Genomic DNA, 12,559 nt, shown 5'->3' on the forward strand with positions numbered 1-12,559 from the left:
TCTCCGGACGGTGCGCCCGCCCCGTCGCTGGAGCCCGCACCGGGGTTCTGTGGGAGGGGTCTTCTGACCCCGACTGCAGTCTGAATCGAAGCCCGCGGACTGCACCGGCCTTGTCGCGACCGAGGCGGCTCCCAAAGGCGGTGCGCCGGCGCGATTCAGACTGCGACGAAGTCCAGTGTCCTCGACAGCATGAACATGACGGTACAGCCGGTGTCCGTCGCGTGCGGTCCATGCGCGGTGCCGGCCGGCGCGGCGAACACGGCGCCCGGACCGTAGCGGCGGCCGTTCTCGATGAACTCGCCGTCGAGCACGTAAGCCACTTCGTCGGCCTCGGTGTGCAGGTGGTTCTGCACCGCCGATCCGGGATCGAAGCGATAGACAACGACTGAAGCGCCTTCGACGGGGTTGCCGTCGAGCACCTTGTAATGCACGCCTTCGATGCCGCTGGCCTGCCAGCTCAGATCGTCGGCGTGGAACTGGGTGGTATACATTCGGGGCTCCGGAATGGCCGGGTCGGATTGACCCGCACGACGCTGCGCACGGACCATGCCATCCGTCCCGTCGGCCACACCCGCGCGACGTGCCCCCGCACGATGGCGTCGACACGCCGTTTGCTGCGCATCGACGCCATCCGGACATACCTCCGAACGCCGCGGTCAGCCGTTCCACAGACTGAAAGTCGAACCGCCCGCCGTCGGGCGGACGAATTCCGGACTGTGGCGATCGCACGCCGGCAGCGTGTTCAGACGCGCCGGCGTGCGACCAGCGTGACCAGACCCAGGCCCGCGGCCAGCATGGCCCAGGTGCCAGGCTCCGGTACCGCCGTCACCTGCAGCAACTGGCCGCGGATCTCGCCGCCGGGAAAGACCGCGTTGTGGATGTTCACGTAATACCCCCCCGCCAGCAGATCGGTCAGATCGAGCGCGCCCGGCCCACTCCGGCTGAATGCGGCGGCCGTCCAGCTGCCGTCGTCCTGCATCGCCTGCAGGATGTCGTCAGCGAAATCGAACACCACCGGTCCGTTGCTGCCGGCTGGACCTTCGTGAATATGGGCACCCGTCACCGAGGCGGCCAGACCGCCAGCGCCGAAGATGAGCTGGGTGATGCTGTTCGTGCTGTCGTCGAACGTGAGGTAGGCGCTGCCGGACGCCGTCGAGGCGTTGGCGGGCACCTGGCTTGCGCCCGACAGGTTGGCGACGAACTGGAAGGTGGCGGCCTGTGCGGACGAGGCGGCCAGGGCGAGGGCGGCAATGACGACTTTGCAGGCTTTCAGACGGGTCATGACGAAATCTCCGTAACGGTTGTCGGGAATGTTCGGGCCGGACACGGGATGCATCCGCGGCGGTACCCCTCGTGCTACACGGCAGGTGCCGTTCCGGATGCAGGCATCGCCTGAAAGTCGGACCGCCCGGTCGACGGGCTGCGGCCGATTTTCGGACTTCCCGTCTGGTGCGCCGCAACGTTTCCCGATAAGCAGTCACTTCATCCCCCTCCGGAATGCCGTTTCCGGCGATGGTGCGACGCACACGACGCGCGCCGGCACAGGCTTTGCTGAATCTCCTCCGGGCAATTCGCGGCGACGTCGCGAAACACCGATGCAACAAGGAGGAGGCAGATGAAAAAGCTCTACCCGGACGCCAAGAGCGCGCTCAAGGGTTTGCTCAAGGACGGACAGACGCTGGCGGTCGGCGGCTTCGGGCTGTGCGGCATTCCCGAGCAGCTGATCGACGCGGTGGCCGACAGCGGCACGCACGACCTCACGGTGATCAGCAACAACGCCGGCGTCGATGGCATCGGCCTCGGCAAGCTGCTGGCCAATCGTCAGGTGCGCCGGATGATCGCGTCCTACGTCGGCGAGAACGAGGAGTTCGAGCGCCAGCTGCTGTCGGGCGAACTGGAGGTCGAACTGACGCCGCAGGGCACGCTGGCGGAAAAGCTGCGCGCTGGCGGGGCCGGCATCCCGGCGTTCTACACGCGCACCGGCGTCGGCACGCCAGTCGCCGACGGCAAGGAAACGCGCGATTTCGGCGGCCACCGCTATCTGCTCGAACATGCGCTGCTGGCCGATGTCGCGCTGGTCAAGGCGTGGAAGGCCGACGGTGCGGGCAATCTGGTCTTCCGCAAGACCGCGCGCAACTTCAATCCGATGATCGCGACTGCCGGGCGCACGACGGTCGCCGAGGTCGAGGAGATCGTGCCGACCGGCCAGCTCGACCCGGACCAGATCCATACGCCGGGCATTTTCGTGCAGCGCGTGATCGTCAATCGCACCCCTTCGAAGCACATCGAAAAACGCACGACGAGGACCGCCTGACATGGCTTGGACACGAGACGACATGGCGCGCCGCGCGGCGCGCGAACTGCGCGACGGCTACTACGTGAACCTCGGCATCGGCATGCCGACGCTGGTGGCCAACCACATTCCGGAAGGCATGGACGTGTGGCTGCAGTCGGAGAACGGCCTGCTGGGCATCGGCCCCTTTCCGACCGAGGACGAGGTCGACGCCGACCTGATCAACGCCGGCAAGCAGACGGTGAGCACGCTGCCGGGCAGCAGCTTCTTCAGCAGCGCCGACTCGTTCGCGATGATCCGCGGCGGCCATATCGACCTCGCCATCCTCGGCGCGATGCAGGTGAGCGAACGCGGCGATCTGGCGAACTGGATGATTCCGGGCAAGCTGGTCAAGGGCATGGGCGGCGCGATGGATCTGGTGGCCGGTGTGCGCCGTGTCATCGTCATGATGGAGCACTGCAGCCGCAGCGGCGAACACAAGATACTGAAGCAGTGCGACCTGCCGCTGACCGGGGTCGGCGTGGTGAGCCTCATCATCACCGACCTGTGCGTGCTGGCGGTGACGCCGGACGGTCTGGAGCTGCGCGAACTGGCGCCTGGCGTGAGCATCGACGAGGTGCTCGAAAAGACCGGTGCGCCGGTGCTCACTGCGCCGGTGGTGCTGTGCTGACGCCGGGCGGTGCGGCGCCTGCCGCCGCCGCGCGTCGCAGCGCGCGCGCCAACGTGATCACGCTGCAGCAGCTGGTGCAGGGTTACGGCATTCCGCTGGCCCGGATTTCCGCCTTCGAGGAACTCGGCATCATCGATGCCGCCGGCGCCGACCGCTACAGCTGCGAGGACGACGACCGGCTCATCATCGCCGCGGCCGCCGTGCAGCTCGGCTTCACGCTGCGCGAACTGCGCGAGCTGATGGACCTGTACGACGAAGCGTCACCGGCCCGCCGTGCGCTGCCCAACTTCATGAAGCTGCTCGCCAGCTACCAGCGCCTGATGGCGTGGCGCCAGCCCGAAGGCTACGACCCGCCGCCGGCCGGACGTCAGCGCAAGCCTTTCCGCGCCCGGCACTTCCGCCCGGAAATCGTCTCTTCAAAGGAATCGACATGAGCATCCTGGTTGGCCAGACGGCGCCGGACTTCACCGAGAACGCGGTGTGGGGCGACAACGAGTTCCGCCCCTACACGCTGTCGGACGGTCGCGGGCGCTACACCGTGCTGTTCTTCTATCCGCTGGATTTCACCTTCGTCTGTCCGTCGGAACTGATCGCCTTCGAGCGGCGCATGCCCGAGTTCGCCCGCCGCAACGTCGATGTCGTCGGCTGTTCCATCGACTCGGCCTACACCCACCTGGCATGGAAGAAGACCTCGTATGCCGAGGGAGGCGTCGGTCCGCTCAGCTATCCGCTGATCTCCGACATGACGCACGCCGTGTCGCGTGCCTACGGCGTCGAAGGGCCGTTGGGCATTTCGTTGCGTGGCACCTTCCTGATCGATCGTTCCGGCGTGGTGCAGCACCAGATCGTGAACAACCTCGCGCTGGGTCGCGACATCGACGAGCTGCTGCGCGTAATCGATGCGCTCCAGCACACGGAACTGCACGGCGAGGTCTGCCCCGCCGGATGGCAGAAGGGCAAGGCCGGCATGACGCCGACCGATCGCGGTGTGGCGAGCTACCTCGCCGAACATTCGGACATGCTGTGATGGCACCCTGGGAGAACGGACACATGAAACTGTACGACTGGCACGCAGCCCCGAACCCGAAGCGGGTTCGCATGTTTCTCGTCGAGAAGGACCTGGACCTGAACATCGTCGAGGTGTCGGGTGAGAACCTGCGCCTGCGCGCCGACTACATCGAGAAGTTTCCGCAGGCCATGGTGCCCATGCTGGAACTGCCGGACGGCCGCCAGATCGGCGAGTCGATGGCGATCTGCCGTTACCTCGAAGAACTGCATCCGGCGCCGCCGCTGCTCGGTCGCAACGCCTACGAGCGCGCCATCGTCGATATGTGGGAAAGGCGAGCCTTCGACGAAGGCATGATGGCCGCCGGCGAAGTATTCCGGAATACCGCCGACGCCTTCCGCGACCGCGGTCTGCCGGGCTTCGCGTCGCCGGTGGCGCAGATTCCTGCCCTGGTCGAACGCGGCCGCGAGCGGCTCGGTCACTTCTTCCGCAAGTTCGACCAGCAACTGGGCAAGCATCGCTACGTTGCCGGCGAGACCTTCTCGGTGGCCGACTGCACCACCTACTGCAGCATCGAGTTCGCCGGCTGGTCGGACATCGGCATTCCGGCCGACTGCAGCAATCTGCTGCGCTGGCACAAGGACGTGAGCGCGCGCCCGAGCGCGCGCGCCTGAGGATCGCCGACATGCGATGCCGGATATGGGGCGACACGCTGCAGGGCAGGGCGGCGCGCGCATCCGGATCGCATCGAGGCCACTGAGCACTGCATCGGGGGATGCGCGAATGATCGACCTTTACTCTGCACCGACACCTGATGGCTGGAAGGTTTCGATTGCGCTCGAAGAGCTGCGCATCCCCTATGCCGTGCACCCGATGGAAGCCTGCAGCGGCGAACGCCTGGCGCCGGACTTCCTGCGCGTCAGCGCCTGCGCCTGTTCGCCCACCATCGTCGATCACGACGCAGCGGGTTTCTCGGTCAGCGATGCCGGTCCCGTTCTGGTCTATCTCGCCGAACGCAGCGGCCAGCTGATGCCGAGCGACGCCATGGGTCGCTCGCGTGTGATGCAGTGGCTCATGCTGCCGGTCGACGCCGCCGACGCGGCGAAGACGGGTGATGCGAAGGCAGCACGGGCGGAGATGTTGCGTCTGTTCGCGCTGTTCGACCACCACCTACAGGGCGCCGACTACCTTGCTGGCGCGTTCAGCATTGCGGACATCGCACACTGGGCCTGGATGCGCATGCATGCGTGGTCCGACGTGGATATGCATCGCTTCAACGCGCTGGCGCGCTGGCTTCAGCGCGTCGCGGCGCGCGACGCCACGTCGCGCGGCCTGCGCGCGCTGCCGTCGCCGTCGCTCGAACGGCCGGCCGAGCATGTGTGGAAAGTGAAATCCATCCTGCTGCGTTGAGCGCGCGAGCGACCTTGGCCGCGACGCGGCTGTTGCTGGCCGCCGGCTTCGAACAATGTCGCAATCGCAAGCAAGCTCGCTCCCACGGGCTTCGCGCCAGGAACCGAGCGAGGGCGCTCTGCGGGAAGTAGTCATGATTACCGCCTGGGCCTGAACCAAGCGCCGCGCACTGCCCACCGTCGTTGTCGGGGTCAGAAGACCCCTCCCACAAAGAGCCGCCTTCGACCGCGTGTCATGCGCACTTCCTGTGGGAGCGGCCTTGGCCGCGACGCGACGGCAGCCTTTCCCGGTCCTCGATTCGGGTTGCGGTCGCGGTAAGGCGAGCGCGCTCAAAAAGGACATGTTTCGTCGTCCGCTCAGCCCGTCTTCCGACCGTGACCGCAACCGGGAGGGACGTCCTCCTGCGCCGTCATCGACCGATCCTGATCCCGTCGATGATCTCCATGTCATGTCCTGACACGTCGCGCGGCATGCAGCGTTGACGCTGCCTGGAAGTTGTTGCGACGCAGCATATCAAAACCGTCCGAAACGACCGTCCGACGCGGGTTTCCGGACAGTCCGATCGCACTACGGTCGCTTCATACGATGCCGTCCGAATTCCATCCGTCCGATGCCCGTCGGCATGTTGTCACCCGACAGGCGACGAAAATTATCCGTATATAAATCAATCCATTACGCGATTGAGGCGTGCCGGAATCCGCACTGGCACCGTCCTTGCACCTGGAGGCTTGTTCGATCGCGGCCAGATCGATCAGGAAACACCGGCCCACGGGGGTCGGAGGCGAAGAGCAGTTGGACTATTCAAATGGAGACGTGGAGATGACGATCGATAACTCGTCGGTTCAGGTGCTGGGGATTGATGCAGGCGGCACCATGACCGACACCTTCTTTGTCCGTGCGGACGGCCGCTTCGTGGTCGGCAAGGCACAGAGCAATCCCGGGGACGAATCCCTGGCGATCTACAACTCGTCGGTCGATGCACTGGCGCACTGGGGCCGTGAGGTCGATGACGTGTACCCGGAGCTGGTGACCTGCGTGTACTCCGGTACCGCGATGCTGAACCGCGTTCTGATGCGCAAGGGCCTCGACGTCGGTCTCATCTGCAACCGCGGTTTCGAGCAGGTGCATTCGATGGGCCGCGCGCTGCAGAGCTATCTGGGTTACGCGCTGGAAGACCGCATCCACCTGAACACGCACCGCTATGACGAGCCGCTGGTTCCGGTGTCGCGTACCCGTGGCGTGACCGAGCGTACCGACGTGCAGGGCAAGGTCGTCATTCCGCTGCGCGAAGCCGAAGTGCGCACCGCGGTGAAGGAGCTGGTCGATGCCGGTTCCCAGGCCATCGTCATCTGCTTCCTGCAGTCGCACAAGAACGGCACCAGCGAACAGCGCGCCCGCGACATCGTCAAGGAAGAACTGAAGAAGCTCGGCTCCAGCATCCCGGTCTTTGCCTCGGTGGATTACTACCCGCAGCGCAAGGAAAGCCACCGCATGAACACCACCATTCTCGAAGCCTATGGCGCGGAACCGTCGCGCGAGACGCTGAAGAAGGTGAGCGACCGCTTCAAGAAGCACGGCGGCAAGTTCGACCTGCGCGTGATGGCCACGCACGGCGGCACCATCAGCTGGAAGGCCAAGGAACTGGCCCGCACCATCGTGTCCGGCCCGATCGGCGGCGTGATCGGCTCCAAGCTGCTGGGCGAGGCGCTCGGTGACGAGAACATTGCCTGCTCCGACATCGGCGGTACCTCGTTCGACGTGGCCCTGATCACCAAGGGTTCGTTCGCCATCAAGTCCGATCCGGACATGGCCCGTCTGGTGCTGTCGCTGCCGCTGGTGGCGATGGACTCGGTCGGTGCCGGTGCCGGTTCCTTCGTGCGCCTGGATCCGTACTCGAAGTCGCTGAAGCTGGGCCCGGACAGCGCTGGCTACCGCGTCGGCACCTGCTGGCCGGAAAGCGGCCTGGACACGGTGTCGGTGTCGGACTGCCACGTCGTACTCGGTTACCTGAACCCGAACAACTTCCTCGGCGGCGCGATCAAGCTCGACGTGCAGCGTGCGCGTGACCACATCAAGGCGCAGATCGCCGACCCGCTGGGCCTGTCGGTCGAAGACGCGGCCGCTGGCGTGATCGAGCTGCTCGATCTGACGCTGTCCGAGTACCTGCGCGCCAACATCAGCGCCAAGGGTTACAACCCGGCTGAATTCACCTGCTTCTCCTACGGCGGTGCCGGCCCGGTTCACACCTACGGCTACACCGAAGGCGTCGGCTTCAAGGACGTCGTCGTACCCGCCTGGGCGGCCGGCTTCTCGGCCTTCGGCTGCGCCTGCGCCGACTTCGAATATCGCTACGACAAGTCGGTCGACCTCGGTGTCGCCCAGCTGGCCAGCGACGCTGACAAGGCGGCCGCATGCCAGACCCTGCAGGCGGCCTGGACGGAGCTGGCGGGCAAGGTGATCGAGGAGTTCGTCATCAACGGCTTCAAGCCGGAAGACGTGATGCTGATCCCCGGCTACAAGATGCAGTACATGGGTCAGCTGAACGACCTGGAAATCATCTCGCCGGTGTCGACCGCTGCGACCGCGTCCGACTGGGACAAGATCGTCGAAGCGTTCGAGAACACCTACGGCCGCGTGTACGCGAGCTCCGCACGTTCGCCCGAACTGGGCTTCTCGGCCACCGGCGCAATCATGCGCGGCACCGTGGTGACGCAGAAGCCGGTGCTGCCGGAAGACCCGGACTGCGGCCCGACGCCGCCGCCGGAAGCGCGCATCGGTACCCGTCCGTTCTATCGCCACAAGAAGTGGGTCGATGCGGTGATCTGGAAGATGGAAGCGCTGAAGTCGGGCAACCACATCGTCGGCCCGGCCATCATCGAATCCGATGCCACCACCTTCGTCGTGCCGGACGGTTTCGAGACCTTCGTCGACAAGCACCGCCTGTTCCACCTGAAGGAAGTCAAGTAAGCGCCGGCGTCCTGAAGGGCTGTCGGCGCCCACCCGGGCCCGGCAGCGCAGCGATCCGGAAAAAACTCCAAAGGAGAGACTGAATGAACATGATGAGCAACAACGAGACCGGCTTCGCCGATCTCCTGAAGAACGGCCAGACGCTGAAGCAGTTCCGCGACGGCATCATCGAGCGCACCAAGGCCAGCGGCCACTACAACGGCCTGGAAAAGCTGGAACTGCGCGACGCCGACCCGATCGGCTACGAGAAGCTGTTCTCCAAGCTGCGCGGCGGCCTGGTGCATGCCCGCGAAACCGCGAAGAAGATCGCCGCCAGCCCGATCGTCGAGCAGGAAGGCGAACTGTGCTTCACGCTGTACAACGCGGTCGGCGACTGCGTGCTCACCTCGACCGGCATCATCATCCACGTCGGCACGATGGGCGCGGCGATCAAGTACATGATCGAGAACAACTGGGAAGCCAACCCCGGCATCAATCCCGGTGACATGTTCACCAACAACGACTGCTCGATCGGCAACGTGCACCCGTGCGACATCGCCACCATCGTCCCGATCTTCTGGGAAGGCCGTCTGATCGGCTGGGTGGGTGGTGTGACGCACGTGATCGACACCGGCGCGGTGACCCCGGGTTCGATGTCGACCGGTCAGGTGCAGCGCTTCGGCGACGGCTACATGATCACCTGCCGCAAGACCGGTGTGAATGACACGCCGCTGCGCGACTGGCTGCACGAGTCGCAGCGTTCGGTGCGTACGCCGAAGTACTGGATTCTCGACGAGAAGACCCGTATCGCCGGTTGCCACATGATCCGCGAACTGGTCGAGGAAGTGATCCGTGCCGACGGCATCGAGGCCTACGAGAAGTTCGCCTACGAGGTCATCGAGGAAGGCCGTCGCGGCCTGATGAGCCGCATCAAGGCGATGACGCTGCCGGGCAAGTACCGCAAGGTGTCCTTCGTCGATGTGCCGTACAAGCACGAAGACGTGCAGGTGTCCTCCGCCTTCGCCAAGCTCGATTCGATCATGCACTCGCCGTGCGAAATGACGATCAAGCCGGACGGCAAGTGGCGCCTCGACTTCGAAGGTGCGAGCCGCTGGGGCTGGCATACCTTCAACGCCCACCAGGTGGCCTTCACCTCGGGTATCTGGGTGATGATGTGCCAGACGCTGGTGCCGACGCAGCGCATCAACGATGGCGCCTACTTCGCCACTGAGTTCCACCTGCCCAAGGGCACCTGGTGCAACCCGGATGACCGCCGCACCGGTCACGCCTACGCATGGCACTTCCTGGTGTCCGGCTGGGCGGCGCTGTGGCGCGGCCTGTCGCAGTCCTACTTCAGCCGCGGCTACCTCGAAGAGGTGAACGCCGGTAATGCCAACACCTCGAACTGGCTGCAGGGTGGCGGTATCAACCAGGACGGCGAGATCCACGCGGTGAACAGCTTTGAGGCCTCGTCGTGCGGTACCGGTGCCTGCGCCGTCAAGGACGGCCTGAACCACGCCGCCGCCATCTGGAATCCGGAAGGCGACATGGGCGACATCGAAATCTGGGAAATGGCCGAACCGCTGCTCTACATGGGCCGCAACGTGAAGGCCAACTCCGGCGGCTACGGCAAGTACCGTGGCGGCTGCGGTTTCGAGACGCTGCGCATGGTGTGGAACGCCCAGGACTGGACGATGTTCTTCATGGGCAACGGCTTCATGAACAGCGACTGGGGCATGATGGGTGGTTACCCGGCTGCCACCGGCTACCGCTTCGAAGCGCACAAGACCGGCCTGGAGCGTCGCATCGCCAACGGCGAAAGCCTGCCGCTGGGTGGCGACATCGATCCGACCTCGCCGACCTACGAGCACAACATCGACGCCACGGCACGGATCAAGCGCGACAAGCAGTGCATGACCACCGAGGACTGCTACGACAACCACGATCTGTACCTGAACTACCTGCGTGGCGGCCCCGGCTTCGGCGACCCGATCGACCGCGAGCCGAAGGCGATCGAGAAGGATCTGAACGAGAAGTTCCTGCTGCCCGAGTACGCCCAGAAGGTGTATGGCGCCGTCTTCACCCAGAACGCCAAGGGTGCGTACGTCATCGATGTGGCCAAGACCCAGGCCCGTCGCGCCGAGATGCGCAAGGAACGTCTGGCCCGTGCGGTGCCGGTGCGCGAATGGATGAAGGAAGAGCGCGAACGCATCATCAACAAGCACGCGTCGCAGGCCGTCCAGCACATGTTCGCCACCAGCTTCGCGCTGTCCGAGAAGTTCACCAAGCACTTCAAGGACTTCTGGAGCCTGCCGGCCGACTGGCAACTGCTGGAGACCGAACTGGGCGTTCCGTCCTACGGTTCCAAGCACCGCATGGACCTGTCGCTGATGCCTGACGTCACCACCGTCGTCCAGGTCGAAGAGTGACCTCCAACAGACCGATCACGCGAATCAAGGAGCAATAAATGTCGACTTACACCAACGAGCAGGTCGCTCACCTGGCCGAGGGCACGCTGGACTGGGAAACCACTTTCCGCATGCTGTCGATGCCGAAGGACAACAGCCGCTTCAAGCAGTACGTCGAGGCGCTGCAGAAAAAGGTGACCTTCAAGGACAAGATCGTGCTGCCGCTGGCCCCGCACATGTACATCGTGCAGACCGCGAAGAAGCAGTGGGTCATCAAGTGCGATTGTGGTCACGAGTTCTGCGACTACACCGACAACTGGAAGATGCACGCGCACATCTACGTGCGTGACACGGAAGAGGCGATGACCGAGGTCTATCCGAAGCTGATGGCGCCGGATACCAACTGGCAGGTGTACCGCGAGTACTACTGCCCGACCTGCGGCACGCTGCACGACGTCGAGGCACCGACCCCGTGGTACCCGGTGATCCACGACTTCGAGCCGGACATCGAAGCCTTCTACAAGGAGTGGGTCGGCCTTCCGGTGCCCGAACGGGCGTCGTGATGGATAGCCGGGGCGCCCACAAGGTGCCCCGGCGCGACCGGCCGGGGGAGGCCGGTCGCAGCGACAGCGGCCGGTTCCGGCCGGCCGCCTTCCTCCAAACACCCTGACGCGGAATCGGCAGTACCCGTATGCGGCCTCTGGCGGCTGCAGGGGGCCCCTCACGCCGAAATGTCCGTCCAGGTCATGAAAAGCGTCGTGCGCCCAGCGCACGGAACGGCGCCAGAAGGAGACAGAAGATGCTTCACCAGCTCAAGCGGTTCGGCAGCGGTGCACGTGCCGCGGTCAATGTCGTCACCTCGACGCTTCCCATCGCCATCATCGGTGGTCTGCTGTACGCGGGCTTCTTCGTGAAGGCCGAAGCCGTCATCAACAAGGTCGAGCCCAAGGCAGTCGAGCGGCGCGACAACTTCTTCAGCGTCACCGCACCGAGCGAGCAGATCGCCTGGGCTGCCGGTACCGGCGGCAAGATCGTTCGCAGCGACGACGGCGGAAAGACCTGGCACCGCCAGGTGGCCCCCACCTACGAGAACCTGCAGGGCATCGCCGCCTGGGATGCGCAGCACGCGGTGGTTGCGGGCAATCACGGCGTCATTCTCTACACCGCCGACGGCGGCAGTTCCTGGAAGGCCGGGCAGGTGCCGAAGTCGGACAACCCCAACAAGCTGTTCCGCGTGCACATCTTCGACGGCGTGGCCTGGGCGGTCGGCGAATTCGGTTCGCTGCTGCGCTCGGAAGACAAGGGCGTGACCTGGACGCGCGCGATGGAAGAAAAGGACCGCGCCTGGAACGACATCTACTTCCGCGGCCAGAACGGCTGGCTGGTCGGCGAATTCGGCACCGTCATGCGCACCACCGACGGCGGCGCGACCTGGACCGAGAACGAACTCGAAAACAAGGTGAGCCTGATGGGCGTCGATTTCCGCGACGACCAGAACGGCGTTGCCGTGGGCCTGACCGGGACTCTGCTGGTGACCAGCGATGGTGGCGCCAGCTGGCGCGAAGTGCCGCGCCTGACCCGCGAACACCTGCTCGACATCGCATGGGACGAGAACCGCTGGGTCGCCGTCGGCGACAAGGGCGTGATGGTCACGTCGGACGCCGCAGCCTCCGAATGGAAGCTCGGTCGCATCTCCGAGGGTGACGTCTCCTGGCGCACGCAGATCGCGCGTGCCGGCAATCGCTACTACGTATCGGGCGCCAATCTGGGCGTGCTCGAGGGCGGCAAGCTGACCATCGTCGGTCGATAAGAAGCGCAGGGGGAGA

General features: G+C 65.1%; 12 protein-coding genes. 10 read left to right on the forward strand and 2 right to left on the reverse strand.

Translation table 11 applies throughout. The annotated features are described in order from the left end of the window. Nucleotides 1-155 precede the first annotated feature (155 nt). Nucleotides 156-491: a cupin domain-containing protein gene (locus WDZ97_RS04295; protein ID WP_425761888.1), complete on the reverse strand. Its 336-nt coding sequence runs from the start codon at nt 489-491 to the stop codon at nt 156-158. A gap of 251 nt (nt 492-742) precedes the next feature. Further along, nucleotides 743-1,282, reverse strand: a complete 540-nt coding sequence (locus tag WDZ97_RS04300; protein WP_425761889.1) for a CHRD domain-containing protein — start codon at nt 1,280-1,282, stop codon at nt 743-745. A 333-nt stretch (nt 1,283-1,615) separates the two neighbouring features. Between WDZ97_RS04300 and WDZ97_RS04305 the strand changes: the two genes are divergently transcribed. The 10 genes from WDZ97_RS04305 (at nt 1,616) to WDZ97_RS04350 (ending at nt 12,543) form a co-directional block, all read left to right on the forward strand. Then, entirely contained in the window at nt 1,616-2,314 is a 699-nt protein-coding gene (locus WDZ97_RS04305) for a CoA transferase subunit A (RefSeq protein ID WP_425761890.1), read from the forward strand. A 1-nt stretch (nt 2,315) separates the two neighbouring features. Further along, nucleotides 2,316-2,963 carry a 3-oxoacid CoA-transferase subunit B gene (locus WDZ97_RS04310; RefSeq protein WP_304027014.1) on the forward strand — a complete coding sequence of 216 codons (648 nt, stop codon included), beginning with the start codon at nt 2,316-2,318 and terminating at the stop codon, nt 2,961-2,963. Beyond that, nucleotides 2,957-3,397, forward strand: coding sequence for a hypothetical protein (locus WDZ97_RS04315; RefSeq protein WP_020164849.1), 441 nt, complete (start codon nt 2,957-2,959; stop codon nt 3,395-3,397). The genes WDZ97_RS04310 and WDZ97_RS04315 overlap by 7 nt, the downstream gene beginning before the upstream one ends. Beyond that, nucleotides 3,394-3,990 carry a peroxiredoxin gene (locus WDZ97_RS04320; RefSeq protein ID WP_425761891.1) on the forward strand — a complete coding sequence of 199 codons (597 nt, stop codon included), beginning with the start codon at nt 3,394-3,396 and terminating at the stop codon, nt 3,988-3,990. Before WDZ97_RS04315 ends, WDZ97_RS04320 begins: the two co-directional genes overlap by 4 nt. A 23-nt stretch (nt 3,991-4,013) precedes the next feature. Continuing rightward, the gene (locus WDZ97_RS04325; protein WP_304003387.1) at nt 4,014-4,643 is read left to right on the forward strand and encodes a glutathione S-transferase family protein; all 630 of its coding nucleotides are present in this window, start codon (nt 4,014-4,016) and stop codon (nt 4,641-4,643) included. 109 nt (nt 4,644-4,752) lie between these two features. Next, a complete protein-coding gene (locus tag WDZ97_RS04330; protein ID WP_425761892.1) occupies nt 4,753-5,379 on the forward strand; it encodes a glutathione S-transferase family protein in 627 nt (208 codons plus the stop codon). An 819-nt stretch (nt 5,380-6,198) separates the two neighbouring features. Beyond that, complete coding sequence (locus WDZ97_RS04335; RefSeq protein ID WP_425761893.1) at nt 6,199-8,346, forward strand: hydantoinase/oxoprolinase family protein; 2,148 nt, start codon at nt 6,199-6,201, stop codon at nt 8,344-8,346. Between the two features lie 83 nt (nt 8,347-8,429). Beyond that, nucleotides 8,430-10,754 carry a hydantoinase B/oxoprolinase family protein gene (locus tag WDZ97_RS04340; RefSeq protein ID WP_304003391.1) on the forward strand — a complete coding sequence of 775 codons (2,325 nt, stop codon included), beginning with the start codon at nt 8,430-8,432 and terminating at the stop codon, nt 10,752-10,754. A gap of 38 nt (nt 10,755-10,792) precedes the next feature. Continuing rightward, nucleotides 10,793-11,296, forward strand: a complete 504-nt coding sequence (locus tag WDZ97_RS04345; protein WP_019918104.1) for an acetone carboxylase subunit gamma — start codon at nt 10,793-10,795, stop codon at nt 11,294-11,296. 236 nt (nt 11,297-11,532) lie between these two features. Next, nucleotides 11,533-12,543, forward strand: coding sequence for a WD40/YVTN/BNR-like repeat-containing protein (locus tag WDZ97_RS04350; RefSeq protein ID WP_304003392.1), 1,011 nt, complete (start codon nt 11,533-11,535; stop codon nt 12,541-12,543). Nucleotides 12,544-12,559 lie beyond the last annotated feature (16 nt).

The organism is Methyloversatilis sp. MC4-4, assembly GCF_049843555.1.
GTDB classification, from domain to species: Bacteria; Pseudomonadota; Gammaproteobacteria; order Burkholderiales; family Rhodocyclaceae; genus Methyloversatilis; species Methyloversatilis discipulorum_B.

Bases quoted from the DNA above. Each gene is read 5' to 3' on its own strand.
- WDZ97_RS04295 (WP_425761888.1), bottom strand. From the start codon at position 491: ATGTATACCACCCAGTTCCACGCCGACGATCTGAGCTGGCAGGCCAGC.
- WDZ97_RS04335 (WP_425761893.1), top strand. From the start codon at position 6,199: ATGACGATCGATAACTCGTCGGTTCAGGTGCTGGGGATTGATGCAGGC.
- WDZ97_RS04340 (WP_304003391.1), top strand. From the start codon at position 8,430: ATGAACATGATGAGCAACAACGAGACCGGCTTCGCCGATCTCCTGAAG.
- WDZ97_RS04310 (WP_304027014.1), top strand. From the start codon at position 2,316: ATGGCTTGGACACGAGACGACATGGCGCGCCGCGCGGCGCGCGAACTG.
- WDZ97_RS04300 (WP_425761889.1), bottom strand. From the start codon at position 1,282: ATGACCCGTCTGAAAGCCTGCAAAGTCGTCATTGCCGCCCTCGCCCTG.
- WDZ97_RS04320 (WP_425761891.1), top strand. From the start codon at position 3,394: ATGAGCATCCTGGTTGGCCAGACGGCGCCGGACTTCACCGAGAACGCG.
- WDZ97_RS04350 (WP_304003392.1), top strand. From the start codon at position 11,533: ATGCTTCACCAGCTCAAGCGGTTCGGCAGCGGTGCACGTGCCGCGGTC.
- WDZ97_RS04330 (WP_425761892.1), top strand. From the start codon at position 4,753: ATGATCGACCTTTACTCTGCACCGACACCTGATGGCTGGAAGGTTTCG.
- WDZ97_RS04305 (WP_425761890.1), top strand. From the start codon at position 1,616: ATGAAAAAGCTCTACCCGGACGCCAAGAGCGCGCTCAAGGGTTTGCTC.
- WDZ97_RS04325 (WP_304003387.1), top strand. From the start codon at position 4,014: ATGAAACTGTACGACTGGCACGCAGCCCCGAACCCGAAGCGGGTTCGC.
- WDZ97_RS04345 (WP_019918104.1), top strand. From the start codon at position 10,793: ATGTCGACTTACACCAACGAGCAGGTCGCTCACCTGGCCGAGGGCACG.